The sequence below is a fragment of the Streptomyces sp. NPDC059850 genome (assembly GCF_042731515.1).
In the GTDB taxonomy this organism is placed as follows: domain Bacteria; phylum Actinomycetota; class Actinomycetes; order Streptomycetales; family Streptomycetaceae; genus Streptomyces.
The window spans coordinates 23,358-46,307 of record NZ_JBHWJI010000067.1; the positions used below are offsets into that span (position 1 = coordinate 23,358).

The window sequence follows — 22,950 nt, forward strand, 5'->3', positions numbered from 1 at the left end:
GGGGGGGGTACCACGCCCCCCCCGCCACACCCGGGGCACGGCCCACCGCGCCGGGCGGGCGCTTACGCCTCGTCGTCGACCCAGCTCATGAGCTTGCGCAGCTCCTTGCCCGTGGTCTCCAGGAGGTGGTCCTCGTCCGCCTTCTTCAGCTCGTTGTACTTCGGCAGACCGGCGTTGTACTCCGCCATCCAGTTCTTGGCGAAGGTGCCGTCCTGGATCTCACCGAGGATCTTCTTCATCTCGGCCTTGGTGGAGTCGTTGATGATCCGCGGGCCGGAGACGTAGTCGCCCCACTCGGCGGTCTCGGAGATCGACCAGCGCATCTTCTCCAGGCCGCCCTCGTACATGAGGTCCACGATCAGCTTCAGCTCGTGGAGGCACTCGAAGTACGCGATCTCCGGCTGGTAACCGGCCTCGGTCAGGGTCTCGAACCCGGCCTTGACCAGCGCCGCGGTACCACCGCACAGCACCGCCTGCTCACCGAAGAGGTCGGTCTCGGTCTCCTCGGTGAAGGTGGTCTTGATGACCCCGGCGCGGGTGCCGCCGATGCCCTTGGCGTACGAGAGGGCGAGCGGGAAGGCATTGCCCGTGGCGTCCTGCTCGACGGCCGCGATGCACGGCACGCCGCGGCCCTCTTCGTACTGGCGGCGGACCAGGTGGCCCGGGCCCTTGGGCGCGACCATGCAGACGTCGACGTTGGCCGACGGCTGGATGAAGTCGTACCGGATGTTGAGGCCGTGCCCGAAGAACAGCGCGTCGCCGTCCTTCAGGTTGTCCTTCACGGACTCCTCGTAGACCTTGGCCTGGATCGGGTCCGGGACCAGGATCATGATCACGTCGGCCTCGGCGGACGCCTCCGCCGGGCTCACCACGCGCAGGCCCTGCTCCTCGGCCTTGGCCTTGGACTTGGAGCCCTCGTGCAGGCCGACGCGGACGTCGACGCCCGAGTCGCGCAGCGACAGCGCGTGGGCGTGGCCCTGGCTGCCGTACCCAAGGATCGCGACCTTGCGGCCCTGGATGATGGACAGGTCGGCGTCGTCGTCGTAGAACAGCTCGGCCACTTCGGGATTCTCCTAGCGTGTGGGTTGTGCGTCCCACCGTATGACGGGCGGGCGGGTGAAGGTTCGGGGGTCTCGTCAGGCGGACCGGTCGAGCGAGCGCAGACTCCGGTCGGTGATGGAGCGGGCGCCGCGCCCTATGGCGATCGTGCCGGACTGCACCAGCTCCTTGATGCCGTACGGTTCCAGCATCTTGAGCATGGCTTCGAGCTTGTCGCTGCCGCCGGTGGCCTCGATGGTCACGGCCTCCGGGGAGACATCCACGGTCTTGGCGCGGAACAGCTGGACGATCTCGACGATCTGGGAGCGGGTCTCGTTGTCGGCCCGGACCTTCACGAGAACGAGTTCCCGCTGAATGGCCGAGCTGTCCTCCAGCTCGACGATCTTCAGGACGTTGACGAGCTTGTTGAGCTGCTTGGTGACCTGCTCCAGCGGCAGCTCCTCGACATTGACCACGATGGTGATGCGGGAGATGTCGGGGTGCTCGGTGACGCCCACGGCGAGTGAGTCGATATTGAAGCCGCGGCGGGAGAACAGGGCGGCGATCCGGGCGAGGATGCCGGGGGTGTTCTCCACCAGGACGGAGAGCGTGTGCTTGGACATGCGGTGCGTCTCTCTTCTTCTCTCTCGGTCCCGGCTCAGTCGTCTTCGCTGTCGCCGAAGTCCGGGCGGGTGTCACGCGCCGCCAGGATCTCGTCGTTGGAGGTGCCTGCCGCGACCATCGGCCAGACCATGGCGTCCTCGTGGACGATGAAGTCCACGACCACCGGGCGGTCGTTGATCGCGTTGGCCTTCTCGATCACGGCGTCGAGGTCGGCCGGGTCCTCGCAGCGGATGCCGATGCAGCCCATGGCCTCGGCGAGCTTCACGAAGTCCGGGACCCGGGTGCCCGCGCTGGGCTGGCTGGTGTCCGCCCCGGGGCCGGAGTGCAGCACGGTGTTGGAGTAGCGCTGGTTGTAGAACAGGGTCTGCCACTGGCGGACCATGCCCAGCGCGCCGTTGTTGATGATCGCGACCTTGACCGGGATGTTGTTCAGCGCGCAGGTGACCAGCTCCTGGTTGGTCATCTGGAAGCAGCCGTCACCGTCGATCGCCCAGACCGTACGGTCCTCCGCACCGGCCTTGGCGCCCATGGCGGCCGGGACGGCGTACCCCATGGTCCCGGCGCCGCCCGAGTTCAGCCAGGTCGCGGGCTTGTCGTAGGTGATGAAGTGGGCGGCCCACATCTGGTGCTGACCGACGCCCGCGGTGAAGATCGTGTCCTCCGGGGCCAGCTCGCCGATCCGCTGGATGACCTGCTGCGGCGACAGGCTGCCGTCCTCGGGCAGGTCATAGCCGAGCGGGTAGGTCTCGCGCCACCGGTTCAGGTCCTCCCACCAGCCGCTGTAGTCGCCGGTGTGGCCCGCGTCGTGCTCGGCCTGGACCGCGACGACCAGATCCGCGATGACCTCGCGGGCGTCACCGACGATCGGCACGTCGGCGGCGCGGTTCTTGCCGATCTCCGCCGGGTCGATGTCCGCGTGCACGATCTTGGCGTACGGGGCGAACGAGTCGAGCTTGCCGGTGACCCGGTCGTCGAAGCGCGTGCCGAGCGCCACGATCAGGTCCGCCTTCTGCAGGCTGGTGACGGCGGCGACGGTGCCGTGCATGCCCGGCATGCCGAGGTGCTGGTGGTGGCTGTCGGGGAACGCGCCGAGCCCCATCAGGGTGGTGGTGACCGGCGCCCCGGTCAGCTCGGCCAGCACCCGCAGCTCGGCGGTGGCGTGCGCCTTGACGACGCCGCCGCCCACGTACAGCACCGGGCGCTCGGCCTGGGTGATCAGCCGGGCGGCCTCGCGGATCTGCTTGGCGTGCGGCTTGGTCACCGGGCGGTAGCCCGGCAGGTCGGTCTGCGGCGGCCAGGAGAAGGTGGTCTTGGCCTGGAGCGCGTCCTTGGCGATGTCGACCAGGACCGGCCCTGGGCGGCCGCTGGCGGCGATGTGGAACGCCTCGGCGATCGTGCGTGCGATGTCCTCGGCCTTGGTGACCAGGAAGTTGTGCTTGGTGATCGGCATGGTGATGCCGCAGATGTCCGCCTCCTGGAAGGCGTCCGTGCCGATCGCCTTGGAGGCCACCTGGCCGGTGATCGCGACGATCGGGACCGAGTCCATGTGGGCGTCGGCGATGGGCGTGACCAGGTTGGTGGCTCCGGGACCCGAGGTCGCCATGCAGACGCCGACCTTGCCGGTGGCCTGGGCGTAGCCGGTGGCGGCGTGGCCCGCACCCTGCTCGTGGCGGACGAGTACGTGCCGGACCTTCGAGGAGTCCATCATCGGGTCGTACGCGGGGAGGATGCAACCACCGGGGATGCCGAACACGGTGTCCGCGCCCACCTCCTCGAGCGAACGGATGAGGGACTGCGCACCCGTGACGTGCTCGACGGTCGCGGACTGGGGTCCGCCGTTACGGGCCCGCGGCTGGGGATGATGGGCCCCGGAGGCCTGCTCGGTCATCTGCGTTCTCTTCTCGAATGAGGTGTGATGCGGGGAGGAAGGCGGTGGTGCACAGGCGTCAGTGCAACAAAAAACCCCTCGTGCCGTTAGGCAAGCGAGGGGAGCGCGCCGGTGAGGGTCCGCAGGGCTTCAACATGGCCCTGCTCAGCCGACGCGCTGTCCAAGTACGAGAATTCGGGTGCGCATGGCTCCGACCCTCCACCTCGCGCGTATCAGGTGTCAAGTGGGTGGGACGGGAGTCTCAGTATTTGAGCGGGTCGGTGGGTGGGTGTGCACCTCCTGGCGCCGGGGCCCATGCCCGCCGAATCCGCCGTGCCGCACCGGCAGCCCACCGCCGACCAGCACCGGAGCGTCCGAGCGGGGCACCGGATAGCTGCCCCGGGTCAGCGCCCGGCGCAGCCGGTGCTCGTCCAGCGGGCCGCTGAAGGCCATGCCCTGGGCGTGGGTGCAGCCCATACCGCGCAGGGTCACGAGCTGTTCGGGCATGTCCACGCCCTCGGCGATGGACTGCATCCCGAGATCGCCGCCGATCCTCAGCAGCCCCGATGTGATCTTGTGCAGCCGGGAGGACTCGACCACCCCCTCGACCAGCCCCTGGTCCAGCTTGAGTACGTCGATGGGGAGCCTGCGCAGCGCCCTGATCGCGCCGTAGCCGCTGCCGAAGCCGTCGAGCGCGATCCGCACGCCCAGCCTGCGCAGTGCGCCGAGCCGGTGCTCCAGCTCGTCCAGCGGCACCCGTGGGTCGCTGTCGGTCAGCTCCAGGATGAGCGCGCCCGAGGGCAGTCCGTGCCGGGCGAGCAGGGTCTCCACGGCCTTGGGCGGCATCGACTTGTCGACCAGGCGGCCCGCTGGCACCCGTACACAGACGGGGGCCATATGGCCGTCCCGGCGGCGCTGGGCGGCCTGTTCCACGGCGGCCTCCAGCGTCCAGCGGGTCAGCTCGGCGGTGCGGGCGCCTTCCTCACCGGCGCGGCCGTGGTCGCCGCCGCGCGCGTTGTTGTCGGCGACCCGCAGGAACTCGGCCGGGGTGAACAGGATGCCCTGGGCCGAGCGCCAGCGGGGCTGCGCCGCGACGGCGGTGACCCGGCCGCTCGCCAGCTCCACGACGGGCTGGTGCAGCAGCACGAACTCGCCGTCGTGCAGGGCGGCGCGCAGCCGCGTGGCGACCTCGGCGCGGCGCGCCACCTCGGCCTGCATCTGCGGGGCGTACAGCTCGACGCGGTTCTTTCCGGCGGCCTTGGCGCGGTACATGGCCAGGTCGGCGTTGCGCATCAGGGCGCCGGGGCTGGTGCCGGGCTCGGCGAACGCGACGCCGATGCTGGCGGCGACCCGCACCTCGGTGCCTCCCTCCACCCGGTACGGCTGGGAGAGCCGGGCCCGCAGCCGGTCGGCGATCTCCAGGATGCGGCATTCGCGGGTGCTGGTGTCGTCGGCGCCGTCGCCCACGATGAGGGCGGCGAACTCGTCGCCCCCGAGCCGGGCGGCGCAGTCGCCGGAGCCGGACCGCACGGACTCCTGGAGCCTGCGGGCGGCCTGGACCAGCAGTTCGTCGCCCGCCTGGTGGCCGACGGTGTCGTTGACGGCCTTGAAGCCGTCGAGGTCGATGAAGAGCACGGCGGTGCCCGCGTCGGTACGGCGGCGGCCGCCGACCGCGTGCCGGACCCGCTTGGTGAACAGGGCGCGGTTGGGCAGGTCGGTGAGCGGGTCGTGCTCGGCGCTGTGCTGCAGCTGGGCCTGGAGCCGGACCCGCTCGGTGACATCGCGGCTGTTGAAGATCAGGCCGCCGTGGTGGCGGTTGACCGTCGACTCCACGTTGAGCCAGTCGCCGGAGCCGGAGCGGAAGCGGCACTCGATGCGGGTGGTGGGCTCCTCGCCCGGCGAGGCGGCCAGGAACCGGCGGATCTCGTGGACCACGGCGCCCAGGTCCTCGGGGTGGATGAGCGAGGCCAGTTCGGAGTCCTGCAGCTCGTCCGCGTCCCGCCCGTAGACGCCGGTGGCGGCGGGGCTGACGTACCGCAGGATGCCGGTGGGCGCGGCGATCATGATGACGTCGCTGCTGCTCTGCACCAGCGAGCGGAAGTGGTTCTCCTTCTCCGCCAGCTCCTGGGTGAGCGCGATGTTGTCCATCAGCATGATCGCCTGCCGGACGAGCAGGGCGAGCACGACCGCGCAGGCGGTGAAGAGCACCACTCCGTCGACCGGGCGGCCGTCCATCACGTTGAACAGGATCCCCAGCGTGCAGACGGCGGCGGCGAGATACGGCGCCAGGGCGGCGAACGCGCCCGCCGTGGGACGGCTCGGCCGGTCGGTGCGGCGCACCACGGGCGGCGGGGTCTCGGCGGCGTCCCGCCGGGCCACCCAGGGCGCGTACGCGAGCAGCATCGAACCGGCGAACCAGCCCGCGTCCAGGATCTGGCCGGAGCGGTAGTGCTCGTGCAGCAGCGGCGAGGTGAACAGCGCGTCGCACAGCACGGTCAGGGCGAACGCGCCGATCGCGGTGTTGACCGCCGACCTGCTGGCCGTCGACGAGCGCCGGAAGTGCAGCACGATCACCATGCTGACCAGCACGATGTCCAGCAGCGGGTAGGCGAGCGAGAAGGCCCTGCGGGCCACGCTCCCGACGTCCCCGCCGAACTCCCCGGTGTGGACGAGCGCGAGGCTCCACGACAGGGTCATCAGCGATCCGGCGATCAGCCAGGCGTCAAGGCCCAGGCAGATCCACCCGGCCCGGTTGCGCGGGCGCTTGGCGAGCACCAGCATGCCCACGATCGCGGGCGGCGCGAAGAGCAGGAAGCACACATCGGCGAACGAGGGGGTGGGCACGGGACGGCCCAGCACGACCTCGTACCACCCCCAGGTGGCGTTGCCCAGCGCGGCCATGGTGGACGAGGCCGCGAACAGCAGCCAGGCCGGGCGCATCCGCCCCGAGTTCCTGCGCCCGTGCCACAGGCAGGAGGCGGCGGCGGTGAGGGCGGCCGCGGCCAGCCCGAAGTCACCCATGAAGACGGCCAGTTCGGATGATCCCCAGCCGAGCACCGCGCCCACCGCGTACCCGCCGCAGACGAGGGCGAGGACGACCTGGGGCAGCAGCCGGGTGCCGCCGGTGACCGACGGCCGGGCGAGCACCGCTCCGGTGGCGCTCACCGCGCTGCCGCCCGTCGTGCGAAGGGGCGCGGCCGCGCGAGCCGTATCCCCGTGAGCTTCGTCATCGAGAGCCGCGCGGCTGCGCGGAAAAGTCGCGGTCGACGCCTGAGCTGCGTCGGGTCGTTGGTCCATTGGCCATACATCGCCCGTCGCCCCCCTCGAGTTCCGGTCCATCGCTGACGCCGTCAGGTCATTGGCGCAGCCCCCGCTCGGGACGATACACCAGACTGGTCACTCAGGGACATAGGCCATCTACGCACCGTAACTGACTACGCCGTTGTATATACGGAGTGCAGTCAATCGATGCCTGTATGTACTGCCAGGGGCATGTTGCCCCCTCGTCTACCCCGTGGTCATCATGAGATGTTCCATCGGCTCGCCCGCGGCGAACCGGTGCAGCTGGGCGCGCAACAGCCGCTTGGCGCGGGGCAGGAAGGCCGACGACGGGCCGCCCACATGCGGGGTGATGAGCACTCCTGGAGCGTGCCACAGCGGATGCCCGGCGGGCAGTGGTTCGGGGTCGGTGACATCCAGCGCGGCGCGCAGCCGGCCGCTCTCCACCTCGGCGAGAAGGGCCTTGGTGTCCACCACCCCGCCCCGTGCGACGTTCACCAACAGCGCTCCGTCCTTCATCTTCGCCAGGAAGTCGGCCCCGGCCAGGCCCCGGGTCTGCTCGGTCAGCGGGGTCACCAGGACAACGACGTCGGCGTCCGGAAGCAGTTGAGGCAAGGCGTCGATCGGGTGCACCGGACCGCGCTCGGTCGTACGCGGGGAGCGCGCGACGCGCGCCACCCGCTCGCACTCAAAGGGTTCGAGCCGGGCCTCGATCGCGCTGCCGATCGAGCCGTATCCCACGATCAGAACGGACTTGTCGGCGAGCGCCGGACGGAAGCCGGAGGTCCACTCCTCGGCGTCCTGGGCGCGGACGAAACCGGGGATGTCGCGCAGCGAGGCGAGGATCAGGGTCAGGGCCAGCTCGGCGGTGCTCGCGTCGTGCAGCCCCCGGGCGTTGCACAGCTGCACATTGGGGACAACCTGCGACATAGCGGGCAGCAGGCCGTCTATGCCCGCGGTGAGCGTCTGGATCACCCGCAGACCCGTCATGGCCTCCAGCGGACGGGCCAGCACCTCGGGCTTCTTCATGTACGGCGCGCAGTAGAAAGCGACGCGGGCGGGGTCGGTGGGGTAGTCGGGACCGCCGTCCCAGTGGGCGTACTCCAGGCTCTCGGGCAGCCCCTCGATCTCGTCGGGCGCGATGGGCAGCCAGGCGAGGGGGCGGGCCGGGTCGCCGGACGCGGCATGAGACGAATCGTGGGGCCGGAACGTATCGCTGTCATCTGCACTCATGCCAGGAGGCTATGCGAAGTGAGGCTCTCCGCAGAGGTTAGTTTGGTGCGAGAAACGGGAGGGGTCAGTCCAGGTGGAGCGCAGGACAATCGGAGCGGCGGCGCTCGAAGTGGGTGCGATCGGCCTGGGGTGCATGCCCATGAGCTGGGCGTATACCGCTTCGCAGCGCAATGGCGAGCATTCGCTGCGCGCCGTGCACACCGCGCTCGACGCGGGCGCGAGCCTGCTCGACACCGCCGACATGTACGGACCCTTCACCAATGAACTGCTGGTGGGACGGGCGCTCAAGGAGCGGCGGGCGGACGCCTTCGTCTCCACCAAGTGCGGACTGCTGGTCGGCGAGCAGCACATCGTGGCCAACGGGCGGCCCGGCTATGTGAAGCGGGCGTGCGACGCCTCGCTGCGGCGGCTCCAGACCGATGTGATCGACCTCTACCAGCTGCACCGGGCCGACCCCGAGGTACCGATAGAGGAGACCTGGGGCGCGATGGCCGAGCTGGTCGCGGCGGGAAAGGTACGGGCGCTGGGGCTGTGCGCGGTGGGTGCGCGGGCCCAGCGGCGGTCCGGTGCCCGGATGCACGACGCGACGGTGCGGCAGCTGGAGCGGGTGCAGCAGGTCTTCCCGGTGAGCTGTGTGCAGGCGGAGCTGTCGGTGTGGTCGCCCGAGGCGCTGGAGGCGCTGGTGCCGTGGTGTGCCTCGCGCGGGGTGGGCTTCCTGGCGGCGATGCCGCTGGGCAACGGCTTCCTGAGCGGGACGCTGACACCGGGGCAGGGGTTCGAGCCGGAGGACATGCGCGCCCGGCATCCGCGGTTCACGGCGGAGATGATGGCGGCGAACCAGCCCATCGTGGCCGGGCTGCGGCGGGTCGCGCGGCGGCACGGGGAGTCGGTGACAGCGGCTCAGGTGGCGCTGGCGTGGCTGCTGGCCCAGGGGCCGCATGTGGTGCCGGTGCCGGGGACCAAGCGGGACCGCTGGGCGGCGGAGAACGCCGCGGCGGCGGGGGTGATGCTGACGGCCGCGGATCTGGCCGAGATCGCGACGCTGCCGCCCGCGCGGGGGTCGTGGGACTGAAGGTGTTGTTGGGGCGGATGTTCTCTGGTTCGGGGAAGGGAACCCGGCGCGGAGCTGCGGTGTATAAGAATCAGAACCGTGCCCCGGCACAGTGCCCCACCGAGAGGAACCCGACCGTGCGACGTCCTCGCCTGACCTCCGCCCTCGCCGCCCCCGCTCTCGCCACCACCGCCGCCCTGCTGCTGCTCACCGGCTGCTCGACCGGTGACGGGCAGTCCCCCTTCGAGCGCTCGGGTTCGTCCGCGCCCGGGAAGGAGGGGTCCAAGGGCGGCTCCCCCTCGTCGTCGGCGGCGCCCTCGGCGAGTGAGTCGGCGGCGCCCGCCAAGGGGTCCGCGAAGGTGGTGAGCACGCTCACGACCAAGCTGAAATCGCCCTGGGGCGTGGCCCCGCTGCCGGGCGGGGATCTGCTGGTGTCCTCGCGGGACACGGGCAAGATCTTCAAGGTCTCGGCGGACAGCGGGAAGAAGACCGAGCTGGGATCCGTGCCCGGCGTCTCCCCCGCGGGCGAGGGCGGTCTGCTGGGTCTCGCGGTCTCCTCCGACTTCGGCGCGGACCACATGGTGTACGCGTATTTCACCACCGACTCGGACAACCGCATCGTCCGCATGGTCTACAACGACAAGCGCCCCGCGGGTGATCAGCTGGGCGCGCCGGACACGGTCTTCAAGGGCATCCCCAAGGGCGCGATCCACAACGGCGGCCGGATCGCCTTCGGCCCGGACAAGATGCTGTACGCGGGCACGGGCGAGAGCGGTGAGCGGGGGCTCTCCCAGGACATGGACTCGTTCGGCGGCAAGATCCTGCGGATGACCCCGGACGGTGAACCGGCGCACGGCAATCCGTCGGCCGATTCGGTCGTCTATTCCTACGGCCACCGCAATGTGCAGGGGCTGGCCTGGGACACCCAGAAGCGGCTGTGGGCCTCGGAGTTCGGCCAGGACACCTGGGACGAGCTGAATCAGATCCGGCCGGGCAAGAACTACGGCTGGCCGGAGGCGGAGGGCAAGTCCGGGGAGCAGGGGGTCGTCGATCCGGTCGAGCAGTGGAAGACCGAGGATGCCTCGCCGAGCGGTGTCGCGTTCGCCAAGGGCTCCATCTGGATGGTGGGGCTGCGCGGCGAGCGGCTGTGGCGGATCCCGCTGCGCGGCACCAAGCCGGTGGCCGAGCCGCAGGCGTTCCTCACCGGGAAGTACGGGCGGCTGCGCACCGTGGTCGCCACGGACGACGGCGGGCTCCTGGTGACCACGAGCAATACGGACGGGCGGGGCGATCCGAGTAAGGAGGATGACCGGATCCTGCGGCTGGACATCAGCTGACGGCGGGCGGCCCCGGTCCTTTTTCGGGCGGTCTGCGTACACTGGCCGCAGTCCCACACCTACGGGGGTCGCCATGTTCAACCTCATCGAGGAGCTGTTCGCGCCCAGTCGCAAACACACCGACGAGGAGCGCAAGCGGATGGAGTTGACGCTGCAGGACGTCGGCGACGGCGACCCTCCGTGGAAGGGTCCGATAGACCTCGACTCCGGCCAGGTCGTGATCCGCCCCCGCGAGGGCTGACACCTTCGGGAAGAGCCCCTACGGCACGGGCGTGCGGACCGCGTCCTCCTCGGGGGCGCGCGGCCTGGGCACGGGCAGCGGCCGCTGATCCGGCTCCTGGTCCGGGCCGGGCGCCTCGATGCTGATGCGCGGCAGCGTACGCTCCAGCCAGCCCGGCAGCCACCAGTTGGCGCCGCCGAGCAGATGCATCAGGGCGGGGACCAGCAGCGTACGGAGGACGAAGGCGTCCAGGGCGACGGCGGCCGCCAGCCCGATGCCGAACATGGCGATGATCCGGTCGCCGCTGAGCACGAACGCCGAGAAGACCGCGATCATGATGACGGCCGCGGAGTTGATGACCCGGCTGGTCTCGGCGAGGCCCACCCGGACCGCGCGCTTGTTGTCGCGGGTGTGCTGCCACTCCTCGTACATCCGGCTGACCAGGAACACCTGATAGTCCATGGAGAGCCCGAAGAGCACCGACACCATGATCACGGGCAGGAAGGGCTCGATCGGGCCCGCCCTGCCGAGCCCCAGCGGCTCGCTCCCCCAGCCCCACTGGAAGACCGCGACGACGACACCGAAGGAGGACGCGACGGCGGCCACGTTCATGACCGCCGCCTTGACCGGGATACCGATGCTGCGGAACGCGAACAGCAGCAGCACGCAGCCGAGCGCCACCACCACCCCCACGAACAGCGGCAGCTTGGAGACGATCACGGCCGCGAAGTCGTCGTAGCCCGCGGTCAGTCCGCCGACGTACACCCGCAGCGAGGTGCCCTCCTCGGCCTTCGGCAGCACCTCGCCCCGAAGGCGTTCGACCAGCCGCGAGGTGTCGGGCGACTGCGGGGCGGTGGTGGGCACGACGGTGATCACGCCGGTGTCGCCTCCACCGCCCAGTTCCGCGGCGCTCACCGAGGCGACGCCCTCGGTGGTGCGCAGGGTGGTGGTCAGCCGGGTGAAGGCCATCCGGTCCTCGGCGCCGTCGATGCTGCCGATGAGCGTCAGCGGTCCGTTGAAGCCGGGCCCGAACCCCTCGGCGAGCAGGTCGTACGCCTGCCGGGTGGTCGAGGTCTCGGGGTTGTTGCCCTGGTCGGAGGTGCCGAGCCGGAGGGAGAGGGTGGGCAGGGCGAGGGCCAGCATGACGGCGACGGCGACCGCGCCCAGCACCTTGGGGTGGCGCTCCACGAACGACGCCCAGCGGGTGGCGAGTCCGGGCACCGCCGTGGGCCTCGGCCCTTCCTCGGCCAGGCGTCTGCGTTCGCGGCGGCTCAGCACCTTCGTCCCCATCAGGCCGAGCAGCGCGGGCAGCAGGGTGAGGGAGGTGGCGACGGTGAGCGCGACCGTCAGCGCGGCGGCGACCGCGACGCCGTTGAGGAAGCTCAGCCGCAGCACCAGCATGCCGAGCAGCGCCAGGCATACGGTCGCGCCCGCGAAGACCACCGCGCGGCCCGAGGTGACCACCGCGCGCTGGGCGGCCTCGGCCACCGGAAGCCCCTGCCGCAGGCCCCGGCGGTGCCGGGTCACGATGAACAGCGCGTAGTCGATGCCGACGCCGAGCCCGATCAGCATGCCGAGCATGGGCGCGAAGTCGGCGACGGTCATGGCGTGGCCGAGCAGCCCGATCGCCGCGTACGCGGTGCCGACGCCGATGAGCGCGGTGGCGATCGGCAGCAGGGTCGCCGCGAGCGAGCCGAAGGCGAGGAAGAGGACGACGGCGGCCACGGCGACGCCGATGGCCTCGCTGAGATGAGCGGGCCCGGCCGTCTCGGTGAGCCCGGCGCCCACACCGCCCATCTCGATCCGCAGCCCGGGAGCGGCGGCGGAGCGCGCGGTGTCCAGGACCCGGCGCACCTCGTCCTCGCCCAGGTCGGCGGCGGGTTCGCGGAAGACGACGGTGGCGTAGGCGGTGAGCTGGTCGGCGCTGATGCGGCTGGTGTCGTCGGTGCCGTACGGGCCGGTGACGGAGACGACGCCGGGCAGTTCGGCGACGCGCCCCAGCGCCGCCGACATCCGCCGCTCGACGTCCACGGAGCGCACCGATCCGGCCTGCCGGTCGGTGTGCCAGACGATGGTGTCGGTGTCCCCCGCCCGGTCCGGGAACCGCTGTTCCAGCAGCCGCGAGGCCGTGGAGGATTCGGTGCCCGGGATGTCGTAGTCGTTCGAGTACGCGGAACCGGTCACGGCCGCCGCGGCGGCGATCCCCGCGAAAGCGGCCAGCCAGAGCACGATCACGACGGCGCTGCGTTTGATACACCATCGTGCGAGTGCGGCCATGGCTGCTTTCCGGTCTGTGCACCGAGTGCGGCGTGATGTGCTTGTGACCAAAGCACTGTGTCAGCCGGAAAAGATCCTTTGTCCCCTTTGTGGGCTTCCCCACATCCGGAGCCAACAGCTCCGGTAGCCGTCGGTCAGCCGCTGACCGAGGGGCGCCCGTTCTCGATGTGCCCGGTGAGGCGGCGGTGGAAGGAGGAGTCGCCCTCGGCCGTCAGCACCAGGTCGTACCAGCCCTGGCCCTCCCGCGCCGAGAACTCCACGGCCTTCGTCGAGCCCGCGCGCACGCTCACCGTCCGCTGCCGCGCGTCCGCGTCGGCCACATAGGCGTGCGGGCGCACGGTGACCTCGATCGCGCGCTCCCCCTTGTTGGTGATGGTGAGCGTGAGCTGCCGTCGGCGGGCGTCGATGCCGCCGCGCACCCGCAGCCCGGCGGCGGCACCCTCGGCCGTGCCCCGGAACTCGCGGCGGAAGCCGTTCGGCCCGGTGACGACGAAGTCGTAACGCCCGTCCCGCACCGGGACGTCCCAGGTGGACAGGGCCCCGGGCGCCAGATCGCGGTGCTGCGGCGCCTCGTACTCCGCCGCGTACGGGAAGAGGATGGCGTGCGCGCTGCGTACCCCGGCGTTGGCGAGCGCCAGCCGCATCACCCCCGCCCGCGGCTCGAACACCCCGGACACCTCCGGCTGATACGGCAGCGGGCGGGCCGGACGCGCGCCCTCCTCCTGTCGCGGCATCCGCTGCTCTTCGGGCGGCTCCGGCGTCCAGTGGTCGCGGTCCGCCGGGGGCGGCCCCGGGTCGCGCAGCGGCTGCGGGGCGGCGGCGCCGCCGAACGCGAAGGCGCCGGTCAGATCGCCGCACACGGTCCGGCGCCAGTCGGAAATGTTGGGCACCTCGATGCCGAGCCACTTCTCCAGGAAGCGGTTGGCGGAGGTGTGGTCGAACACCTCGGAGCAGACGTAGCCGCCGACCGTCCACGGGGAGATCACCAGCATCGGCACCCGCATCCCCAGGCCCAGCGGCCGTCCCTGCCACCACTCCTCGGCCACGTCGGCGGGCGGGTTGGGCGGTACCACATGGTCGAAGAAGCCGTCGTTCTCGTCGTACGTGAGGAACACCGCCGTCTTGCGCCACACCTCGGGGTGGGCGGCGAGCGCGTCCAGGACCGCGTACGTCACGGTGGCGCTGTGCGCCGGGGTGGAGACATCGGGGTGCTCGGAGTCCAGCGGGGACGGCACCAGATACGACACCGAGGGCAGCCGCCCGGCCGCCACATCGGCGCGGAACGCCTCCTCGAAGCCGCCCTCCGGGGCCCGGCGCAGACCCCGCTCGAACAGCCGCCGTTCGTCGTCCGTCAGCTTCTCCAGGCCCGCTTCCAGACCGTCGAGCAGCCGCCGCCGCTCGGCGCCGGACGCCTCCAGCACCTTGGTGTAGAACGCGCCTGAGCTGGTGAGGCCCAGCCCGGCCAGCGCCTTGCGGGCCACGTCCTTGAACGGCCGGTAGAACTCGATGTTGTTGTCCTGGAAGTTGTCCCACTCCTGGTAGACCTTCCAGCTCACCCCCGCCCGCTCCAGCACCTCGGCGGTGGTGGTCCAGTCGTAGCCGGGGTGGCTGTCCTCCTCGTACGCGTCGTTGCCGACCGCGCGCCGCCCGCCCGGCCCCGGCTCGTAGCCGGTGGTGCCGCTGACCCAGTAGTTGCGGTTGGGGCTGGTGGAGGAGTGGATGGCCGAGTGGTACGCGTCGCAGATGGTGAACGTGTCGGCCAGCTCATAGTGGAAGGGGATGTCCGCACGGTCGAAGTGGACCATGGTGGCCGGGGACTTGGCGGCGATCCAGTTGTCCATCCAGCCGCCGTGCCAGGCCGCCGCGCCGCCGTCCCACGAGTGGTCGAGCTGGCCCACGAAGCGCAGGTCCTCGCGCTGCGCCTCGGCGGCCTCGCGCGCTCCGAAGGGCAGGACGTGGCCGCCGCCCGGCTTCGGCTGCGCGAAGACGCTCTGCCCGCCGGGCAGGGTGACGGCATTGGGGTCGGCGTAACCGCGAACGCCCCGGAGGGTGCCGAAGTAGTGATCGAAGGAACGGTTCTCCTGCATCAGCAGCACCACATGCTCGATGCCGTCGAGCCCGCCGGGCGGCGGCGACGGCTGCGCGGCGAGGGCGGCCTGCAGCGACGGCGGCAGCAGCGAGCCCGCCGCGACCGCCCCGGTCGCTCCGGCGCCGAGTGCGACCAGCTTGCGGCGTGCGATGTCCGATGCCACCTGTCTCTCCCCTGTCCGTGAGCGTCCGCTCGGGAAGCTACGGAGGGCAGATGGCCGCCGAACGTCCTCGGCGTTACGGCGGCATGGCAGCCCGGATCAGCGCCCAGCCCCTGATCCGACAGCCGGGGCCAACGGGAAGTGGCAGGCCGCCGTATGTCCCGGAACGGCCGCCTCCACGGGCTCCGGCTCCTCCCGCGCGCAGATCTCCCGGGCGTACGGGCAGCGCGTCCGGAACCGGCAGCCGGAGGGCGGATCGGCGGCCGACGGCGTCTCCCCGCCGAGCGGCGCGGCCGACGGCCGTACGCCCGGTTCCGCGTGTTCCGCGTGCTCCGCCGTGTCCAGCAGACCACGGGTGTACGGGTGGAGGGGCGAGGCGAACACGGCCGAGGCCGGGCCGGTTTCCACCAGCTTGCCCAGGTACATCACGCCGACCCGGTCCGCGACATACCGGACCACCGCGAGGTCGTGCGAGATGAACAGATACGCCACGCCCTTCTCGCGCTGCACCTCCCGCATCAGGTTGAGGATCTGCGCCTGTACGGAGACGTCCAGCGCGGAGACCGGTTCGTCCGCCACCACGAGCGAGGGCGCGAGCGCGAGCGCCCGGGCCAGCCCGAGCCGCTGGCGCTGCCCGCCGGAGAACTCGTGCGGATAGCGGTCCGCCGCGTCGCGCGGCAGCCCCACGTCATCCAGCAGCCGCGCGATCCGCGCGCGCTGCCCGGCGCGGTCCCCGACGCCCTGGATGACCAGCGGTTCGCGCAGGATCGCCGCCACGCGCATGCGCGGGTCCATCGAGGCGTACGAGTCCTGGAACATCAGCTGCACCTCGCGGCGGTGCGCCTTGCGGGCCCGGCGGTCCAGCGCGGCGGGGTCGCGCTCGCCGAAGCGGATGGAGCCCGCCGTCGGGGGTTCCATGCCGACGACGAGCCTGCCGAGGGTGGACTTCCCGCAGCCGGACTCCCCCACGATCCCGAACGTCTCGCCGCGCCGCACGGAGAGCGACACCCCGGCCACCGCGCTCACCGCCGCCACGCCCCTGCGGCGGGCGAACGGGCCGCCGCGCAGCGGGTAGTCCTTGGTCAGGCCGGTGAGCCGCAGCAGGACATCATCGGCAACCGCCGAAGGGGCCGGGGCCACGGGGACCACCTGCGCCACGGGATCGACGCCCAGCGGTACGGGATGGAAGCAGGCGAAGGCGTGCGCGCCCCCGCCCGCGCCCTCAGCCGTCGACAGCGGCGGCTCCTCCGTCGCGCACCGCTCCGTCGCGAACCCGCACCTCGGCGCGAAACGGCACCCCGCGAGCCGGTCCGCCAGCGAGGGCGGCAGCCCCGGGATCGTGGCCAGCGGCTGGGACGCGTCGGCGGCGCGTTCCGGGAGGGCCGCGAAGAGCGCCTGGGTGTAGCGGTGGCGCGGGGCCGCGAACAGCCTCCGGACACCGGCCCGTTCCACCGTCCTGCCCGCGTACATCACCGCCACCCGGTCCACCCGCCGGGCGATCACCCCGAGATCGTGGGTGACCAGGATCAGCGCCATCCCCAGCCGCGCCCGCAGCTCGTCGATCAGCTCCAGGATCTGGGCCTGCGTGGTGACGTCCAGCGCCGTCGTCGGCTCGTCGGCGATCAGCAGCGCGGGTTCGCAGATCAGCGCCATGGCGATGGCGACCCGCTGCCGCATACCGCCGCTGAGCTGGTGCGGATAGGTCCGCAGCCGCTCCCCCGGGTTCGGCAGGCCCACCAGCCGCAGCATCTCCTCGGCCCGCCGCCACGCCTCCGCCCGCCCCACGTCCCGGTGCAGCAGCAGCGGTTCGGCGACCTGGGCGCCGATGGTCATGGTGGGGTTGAGGGAGGTCAGCGGGTCCTGGAAGACCATGCCGATGGTGTTGCCGCGTACGCCCCGCAGCACCGGTTCGGGCGCGCCCGCCAGGTCCGTACCGGCGAAGGTGACGGAACCGCCGGTGATACGGGCCCCGTCCGGCAGCAGACCCAGCACGCTCAGCGCGGTCATCGTCTTGCCGCAGCCGGACTCCCCGACGATGCCCAGCGCCTCGCCCGGGGCGAGGTCAAGGGACACCCCGTCGAGGGCGTGGACGGTGCGGCGGCGGTCGCCGTCGCGGGCCGGGATCTCGACGTGGAGGTCATCGACGCGCAACAGGGAGTCGGTTCGTAACAGGGAGTCGGTGCGCGGCAGGGACTCAGCCATCAGCGGTTCCTCCGAACCCTCTGGAGCCGCACGTCGAAGGCGTCCCGCAGACCGTCGCCGATGAAGGTGAACGCGGCGACGACGAGCACGATCGCGATGCCGGGCGGGAAGATCAGCCACCAGTAGCCGACCTGGGTGTAGGTGATGCCGGTGCTGAGCATGGAGCCCCAGTCGGCGGCGGGCGGAGGGATCGACAGGCCGAGGAACGACAGATAGGCGACGTACAGGATCGCGTCGGCGATCTGGAACGTGGCGTTGACGATCACCGTGCCGATGGCGTTCGGCACGATGTGCCGGAAGACGGCCCGGACCCCGCCGCCGCCCATGAGCCGCATCGCGTGGACGTAGTCGCGGCTACGCAGGGCCAGCGCCTCGCCCCGGATGAGGCGGGCCGGGGACAGCCAGGCGACGGAGGCGATGATCAGGATCAGCACGGGCTTGCTCGGCGTGACGATCGTGGCGACGACGACCAGCAGGAACAGCGCCGGAATGGCGAGCGCGGCATCCGTGATCCGCATCATCGCGGCGTCCAGCCAGCCGCCGAAGTAGCCCGCGACCGCGCCGTACACGGTGCCGATCAGGGTGGCCAGCAGCCCCGCCGCGAGGCCGACCTGCAGGGAGGTCTGGCCGCCGGTCATCAACCGGCCCAGCATGTCGTAGCCGAGGTCGGTGGTGCCGAGCGGATGGCCGGGGCTGCCGGGCGGGAGGCTGGCCCGGCCGAGGTCCGTGTGCACCTGGTCGGTGGGGCGGATCAGCGGGCCGAGGAAGCAGAAGGCGATCAGCGCCACCAGCACGACCGCCCCGGTCAGGGCCAGTTTGTCGCGGGTGAAGACGGCCAGCGCGCGGCGGCCGACGCCGGGGGTGACGGCCGCGGCGCTCACAGAGGTCGTCACGGGACGCTCCTGATCCGGGGGTCGAGGACGGCGTACGCGATGTCGGTGATCAGCGAGCCGAGGACGGTGGCGATCCCGACGACGAGCGTCACCCCGAGCAGCACCGGGAAGTCCGAGCCCTGGGCCGCGTTCCAGAACAGCAGCCCCATCCCCGGGAAGTTGAACATCGACTCCACGACGAGCGCCCCGCTGAAGAGCGTCGGCAGGTAGAGCCCGAGCAGCCCCGCGAGCGGGATGAGCGCGTTGCGCAGCACATGCCGGGCCATGATCCGCGCGTTGGACTGGCCCTTGGCGCGCGCGGTGCGTACGTAGTCCTCGCTCAGGTTGTCCAGCACCGCCGAGCGCGTGTAGCGGCTGAACGCGGCGACGATGCCGAGCGCCAGCGTGACCACCGGAAGCACCAGCGCGGGCGGCTCGGACAGGACGCCGACGACCGTGTCCGCCTGCGGCGCCTCGGCCGGGAAGAGCTGGAGCCGCTGGCTGAAGACGAGGATGAGGACGAGGCCGAGGAAGAAGACCGGCGTGGCGTACGCGAGGAAGGCGACCCCGGTGAGCAGGTAGTCGGCGATCCGGCCGCGCCGTACGGCCTGGAGCACGCCGAGCGGCACGGCGAGGACGGCCGCGAGCGCGACCGACAACCCGGTCAGCACCAGGGTCTTGGGCAGCCGGTCGGCCAGCAGGGCGGTGACGGTCTGGTTGAGCTTGTACGACTCGCCGAGGTCGCCCGTGACCAGTCGGCCCAGGTAGCGGACGTACTGGAGGGGCAGCGACCGGTCGTAGCCCTGCTGGTGGTTGAAGTGCTCGACGGCCTGCGGGGTGGCCTTGGGGCCGAGGATCGCGCGGGCCGGACCGCCGGGGAGCTGGTGCAGCAGCACGAAGACGATGACGGAGACGAGGAGCAGGACGACGGCGGCCTGTGCGGTCCGTTTGACCAGAAAGCGGATCACCGGTGGCCCTTCTTGTCCGCCTTGACGAAGTACCAGTCCTGGGGCGCGAGGGTGAGCGTCGGATTCTGATCGATGCCGCGCAGATCGTTGCGGATGACGGAGACCTGGTACGCGGGGTTGGGGGTCCACAGCACGGGGACCTGCCGCGCCACGTACTCCCCGTAGCGCCGCATGGCGGCCGGATCGCCGGAGTACGCGGTGGCCTTGATCAGCTCATCGGCGCGCGGATCGGACCAGTTGCCCATGTTGGAGGGGGCGCCGGTGGCGAAGAGCTGTTCCCCGCTGGGGGCGGGCGGGAAGTACCAGCTGCCCGCCGTGCCGAAGAATCCCAGCTCCCACGCCGAGCACAGCGGCTCGGTGCGGCGGCAGGGCACGGTCGTGCCGAGGACGGTGTTCAGCGGCTGCTGACGGATGTCGAGGGTGATCCCGGCGCGGTCGTACGAGGACTTGACCTCCTGCATCTGGTTGGAGGTCTCGGTCGAGCCGGACTGGGAGAGCAGCGACAGCCTCAGCCGCTGCCCCGCCCCGATCCCCTTGCCGCAGGCGTCCCGCCCCGCCCCGGGCCGTACGCACCGCAGCACACCGCCGTGCTCGCGCCACCCGTGCGCGGCCAGCAGCCGCCGCGCCCGGGCCGGGTCGTACGGATACGGCTCGCGGGCGAGCAGCCCGGCCGGGACCGGGCCACGGGTGGGCGCGGCGGTGCCGTGCCAGACGACCCGGGCGATGGAGCGCTGGTCGATCAGGTACTGCAGGGCCCGGCGCAGATAGGTCTGACGCAGCATCGGGCCCGTGGTGGGGTGGTTGAGGTTGAGGACGATGTACGTGATCGCCCAGCCCTCCCAGGGGTCGACGCGATAGCCCCGCTCCTTGAACCGCCCGGCCTGCGCCATGACCGAGGGCGGGATGTAGCCGTAGTCGACGCCGCCGGAACGCAGCACGTTGAATTCGGAGTCGGCGGTGGTGAACGGCTTGAAGACGACGCGGTCGAGGTGCGGCTTGTCCGGGCCGGTGTAGCGCCGGTTGGGGACGAGCGCGACCTGACCGGAGGTGCTCCACCGTTCGATCGTCCAGGGTCCGGAAACGGTCTTCCACAGCGGATCGGTGGCGAACGCCGACAGCCGCTTGGCGTGCGTGAGCAGCCGGGCGAAGGCCTTCCGGGGGCTTTCGTGCCGCGGATTCCACGCGTGGCGCGGCAGCGGGACGACGTTCTGGCCGAGCTGGTTGGCGGTGAACCAGGCGGGGTTGTACGCGCGGACGAGCCGGAGCCGGAAGGTGCGGTCGTCGACGGTCTCGAACCGCCTGACGTTGTCGGGCAGGAGGCCGGGCGCATAGCCAGCCCACTCCTTCTTGCCGCTCTTGATCAGGTCGAACCAGAACTTGACGTCCCCCGTGGTCACGGGCGTTCCGTCGGACCACGTGTAGCCCTTCTTCAGGGTGACGGTCACGGTCCTGTCGCCGTCGCCGTAGCGGGGTGGCTCGGCGAGGTTGCGCGGGTTGTCCATGCTGAGCGCCCCGCCCTTGCGCACCGGTTGGTACAGCGGCGGGTACAGCAGGTTCTGCAGGGCGCCGTTGTACGAGGCCAGATAGCCGGGGGCGGCGATCGGGAAGATCCAGTTGGGCGCGGCGGCGGGCGGCAGCGCCATGGTCGCCGTACCGCCCTCGACCCTGGTCCCGCCGCTCGCCCCGACGTCCGTGACCGGCCCGGACCCGGCCGAACAGGCGCCGGTCAGCAGGGCCGCGAGGAGTGCGGCGAGGAGGGTGCGTAAGCGTGTGCCTGTGCGTGTTCTTGAGCGGCCCATGCTGCCTCCGCGTACGGACGCCGGTGGTACGTCTGGTACGGGAACCAACGGATGGTAACCACGGAACGCCCGCTGTGACACCGCCTTCATTCGGCCAACGCATGCCACCGCATAAGGTGAGCGCGGACCGACCGGAAGCGAGGCAGCATGGCACCCACCACCTCCCGAGGCCGCCGTCTGCGGATCGGCATCGGCGGCATGCACATCGAGTCCAGCACCTTCAGCCCGCACCGCGCCGGATACGACGACTTCCGCGTCACGCGCGGCGACGAACTGCTGGCCCGTTACGGCTGGGCGCGACCGGACGGCGACCTGGCCGGGCTCGTGGAGTGGGTGCCCCTCGTGCACGCCGTCGCACTCCCCGGCGGGCCCGTCGAGCCCGCCGTCTACGCCCGGATCAAGGCCGAACTCACCGACCGTATCCGGGCGGCCGGTCCCCTCGACGGGCTGGTGTACGACATCCACGGCGCGATGAGCGTCGTCGGCCTGGAGGACGCCGAGGCCGACCTCACCGACGCCGTACGGGACGCCATCGGGCCCGACGCGCTGATCTCCGCCGCCATGGATCTCCACGGCAACGTCTCGCGCCGCTTCGCCGAACGTCTCGACCTGCTCACCGCGCACCGGCTCGCCCCGCACGAGGACGCCTGGGAGACGCGTGAGCGCGCCGCGCGCAAGCTCGTCGAACGGCTCGACTCCGGCAAGGGCCGCCCCCATGTCGCCTGGGTGCAGATCCCGGTGCTGCTGCCCGGCGAGAAGACCAGCACCCGGCTGGAGCCCGCCGCCTCGCTGTACGGGCGGCTGGCCGCCGTCGAGGCGCTGGACGGGGTCGTGGACGCGGCGATCTGGGTCGGCTACGCCTGGGCCGACGAGCCGCGCTGCCGGGCGTATGTCGTGGTCACCGGTGACGACCCCGCGCTCGTCGTGGACCAGGCGCGGTCGCTGGCCCGCGAGTACTGGGAGGTGCGGCGCGACTTCGCCTTCGTCGGCCCCACCGGCAGCGCCGACGAATGCGTCGCCGACGCGCTTGCTTCGCCCGACCGGCCGTTCCTCATCAGCGACTCCGGCGACAATCCGACGGCGGGCGGGGCCGGTGATCTGGCGTACATGCTGCGCCGCCTGCTCGCCCATGACGCCTTGGCCGCCGGTCGCGCCACCGCCCTCCACCCCGGCATCACCGACCCGGCGGCGGTCGCGCGCTGCGTCGCGGCGGGCGTCGGCGCGACGGTGTCCCTGTCGGTGGGCGGGCACATCAGCGGTGCGACGGCGCACGGCGGGCCGTACGACCTGGTCGGCGAGGTGGTCGCGGTGCGCCGGGGCGACGAGGTGGGTGGCGACGTCGCGGCCGTGCGGCGTGGGGGTGTGACGGTGATCCTTACGAGCCGTCGCAAGCCGTTCCATAGGCTGGAGGATTTCGGAGATCTGAATCCTCGGAGTTACGACCTCGTCGTGGTGAAGATCGGCTACCTGGAACCCGAACTCCACGACTTGGCCGCCGACTGGCGCCTGGCCCTGACCCCGGGCGGGGTGGACCAGGACCTCCTACGCCTGGGCCACCACCGGGTCGAGCGCCCCCTGTACCCCTTCGACGAGGAGATGTCCGAACCCGACCTGACCCCCGTGCTGCTCTAACCCCACCCCGCCCCTTCCCGAAACTGGGGCTCCGCCCCAGACCCCGCTCCTCAAACGCCGGAGGGGCTGGAGGTAGGGCATCGCCGCCCCCGGCCCCCGCTCCTCAAACGCCGGAGGGGCTGAACCGTTGTGGGCAATCGTTCCGCTGGGCGGAACGGGTGGGCACAACCTGGCCACCGGGGCGCGCTCGGCGACGAAACCGCGAGGGGCACCCTCGGACCCCGCACACGCCACGGCGGCGGGGGGGGGGGCGGGGGGCCGCCCCCCCCCCGCGCCCGCGCGGGGGGCGGCGGCACCCCCCG

The 22,950-nt window shown here is 71.6% G+C and carries 15 protein-coding genes; 4 read left to right on the forward strand and 11 right to left on the reverse strand.

The window, feature by feature from the left end:
- Positions 1–62: 62 nt before the first annotated feature.
- From ilvC to ACFV9T_RS36675, 5 genes are all read right to left on the reverse strand, one after another.
- Positions 63–1,061 (reverse strand): ketol-acid reductoisomerase, encoded by a 999-nt coding sequence (ilvC, locus tag ACFV9T_RS36655; RefSeq protein ID WP_385446858.1) that lies wholly within the window; start codon positions 1,059–1,061, stop codon positions 63–65.
- 75 nt (positions 1,062–1,136) lie between these two features.
- Positions 1,137–1,661: an acetolactate synthase small subunit gene (ilvN, locus tag ACFV9T_RS36660; protein ID WP_385446859.1), complete on the reverse strand. Its 525-nt coding sequence runs from the start codon at positions 1,659–1,661 to the stop codon at positions 1,137–1,139.
- A gap of 35 nt (positions 1,662–1,696) precedes the next feature.
- On the reverse strand, positions 1,697–3,550 hold the full coding sequence (locus ACFV9T_RS36665; RefSeq protein WP_385446860.1) for an acetolactate synthase large subunit: 1,854 nt from the start codon (positions 3,548–3,550) through the stop codon (positions 1,697–1,699).
- 219 nt (positions 3,551–3,769) lie between these two features.
- Positions 3,770–6,694, reverse strand: a complete 2,925-nt coding sequence (locus ACFV9T_RS36670) for a putative bifunctional diguanylate cyclase/phosphodiesterase (protein ID WP_385446861.1) — start codon at positions 6,692–6,694, stop codon at positions 3,770–3,772.
- A gap of 342 nt (positions 6,695–7,036) precedes the next feature.
- On the reverse strand, positions 7,037–8,041 hold the full coding sequence (locus ACFV9T_RS36675; RefSeq protein ID WP_385446862.1) for a 2-hydroxyacid dehydrogenase: 1,005 nt from the start codon (positions 8,039–8,041) through the stop codon (positions 7,037–7,039).
- Positions 8,042–8,114: 73 nt separating this feature from the next.
- On the opposite strand from ACFV9T_RS36675, the gene ACFV9T_RS36680 reads away from it, so the two are divergent.
- The 3 genes from ACFV9T_RS36680 to ACFV9T_RS36690 all read left to right on the forward strand — a co-directional run bounded on the left by ACFV9T_RS36680 (position 8,115) and on the right by ACFV9T_RS36690 (position 10,670).
- Positions 8,115–9,113: an aldo/keto reductase gene (locus ACFV9T_RS36680; RefSeq protein ID WP_385446863.1), complete on the forward strand. Its 999-nt coding sequence runs from the start codon at positions 8,115–8,117 to the stop codon at positions 9,111–9,113.
- Between the two features lie 116 nt (positions 9,114–9,229).
- Entirely contained in the window at positions 9,230–10,429 is a 1,200-nt protein-coding gene (locus ACFV9T_RS36685; RefSeq protein ID WP_385446864.1) for a PQQ-dependent sugar dehydrogenase, read from the forward strand.
- A 73-nt stretch (positions 10,430–10,502) separates the two neighbouring features.
- Entirely contained in the window at positions 10,503–10,670 is a 168-nt protein-coding gene (locus ACFV9T_RS36690; protein WP_385446865.1) for a DUF6191 domain-containing protein, read from the forward strand.
- An 18-nt stretch (positions 10,671–10,688) separates the two neighbouring features.
- Here the strand turns inward: ACFV9T_RS36690 and ACFV9T_RS36695 are convergent, their stop codons facing one another.
- From ACFV9T_RS36695 to ACFV9T_RS36720, 6 genes are all read right to left on the reverse strand, one after another.
- Positions 10,689–12,926 carry an MMPL family transporter gene (locus ACFV9T_RS36695; protein WP_385446866.1) on the reverse strand — a complete coding sequence of 746 codons (2,238 nt, stop codon included), beginning with the start codon at positions 12,924–12,926 and terminating at the stop codon, positions 10,689–10,691.
- A gap of 134 nt (positions 12,927–13,060) precedes the next feature.
- Positions 13,061–15,178 carry a phosphocholine-specific phospholipase C gene (locus ACFV9T_RS36700; protein WP_385446867.1) on the reverse strand — a complete coding sequence of 706 codons (2,118 nt, stop codon included), beginning with the start codon at positions 15,176–15,178 and terminating at the stop codon, positions 13,061–13,063.
- Between the two features lie 96 nt (positions 15,179–15,274).
- On the reverse strand, positions 15,275–17,377 hold the full coding sequence (locus ACFV9T_RS36705; protein WP_385446868.1) for a dipeptide ABC transporter ATP-binding protein: 2,103 nt from the start codon (positions 17,375–17,377) through the stop codon (positions 15,275–15,277).
- Positions 17,377–18,270: an ABC transporter permease gene (locus tag ACFV9T_RS36710; protein WP_385446869.1), complete on the reverse strand. Its 894-nt coding sequence runs from the start codon at positions 18,268–18,270 to the stop codon at positions 17,377–17,379. Before ACFV9T_RS36710 ends, ACFV9T_RS36705 begins: the two co-directional genes overlap by 1 nt.
- On the reverse strand, positions 18,267–19,217 hold the full coding sequence (locus ACFV9T_RS36715; RefSeq protein WP_385446870.1) for an ABC transporter permease: 951 nt from the start codon (positions 19,215–19,217) through the stop codon (positions 18,267–18,269). The genes ACFV9T_RS36710 and ACFV9T_RS36715 overlap by 4 nt, the downstream gene beginning before the upstream one ends.
- Positions 19,214–21,016 carry a peptide ABC transporter substrate-binding protein gene (locus tag ACFV9T_RS36720; RefSeq protein WP_385446871.1) on the reverse strand — a complete coding sequence of 601 codons (1,803 nt, stop codon included), beginning with the start codon at positions 21,014–21,016 and terminating at the stop codon, positions 19,214–19,216. Before ACFV9T_RS36720 ends, ACFV9T_RS36715 begins: the two co-directional genes overlap by 4 nt.
- 147 nt (positions 21,017–21,163) lie before the next feature.
- On the opposite strand from ACFV9T_RS36720, the gene ACFV9T_RS36725 reads away from it, so the two are divergent.
- Positions 21,164–22,648 (forward strand): M81 family metallopeptidase, encoded by a 1,485-nt coding sequence (locus tag ACFV9T_RS36725; RefSeq protein ID WP_385446872.1) that lies wholly within the window; start codon positions 21,164–21,166, stop codon positions 22,646–22,648.
- Positions 22,649–22,950 lie beyond the last annotated feature (302 nt).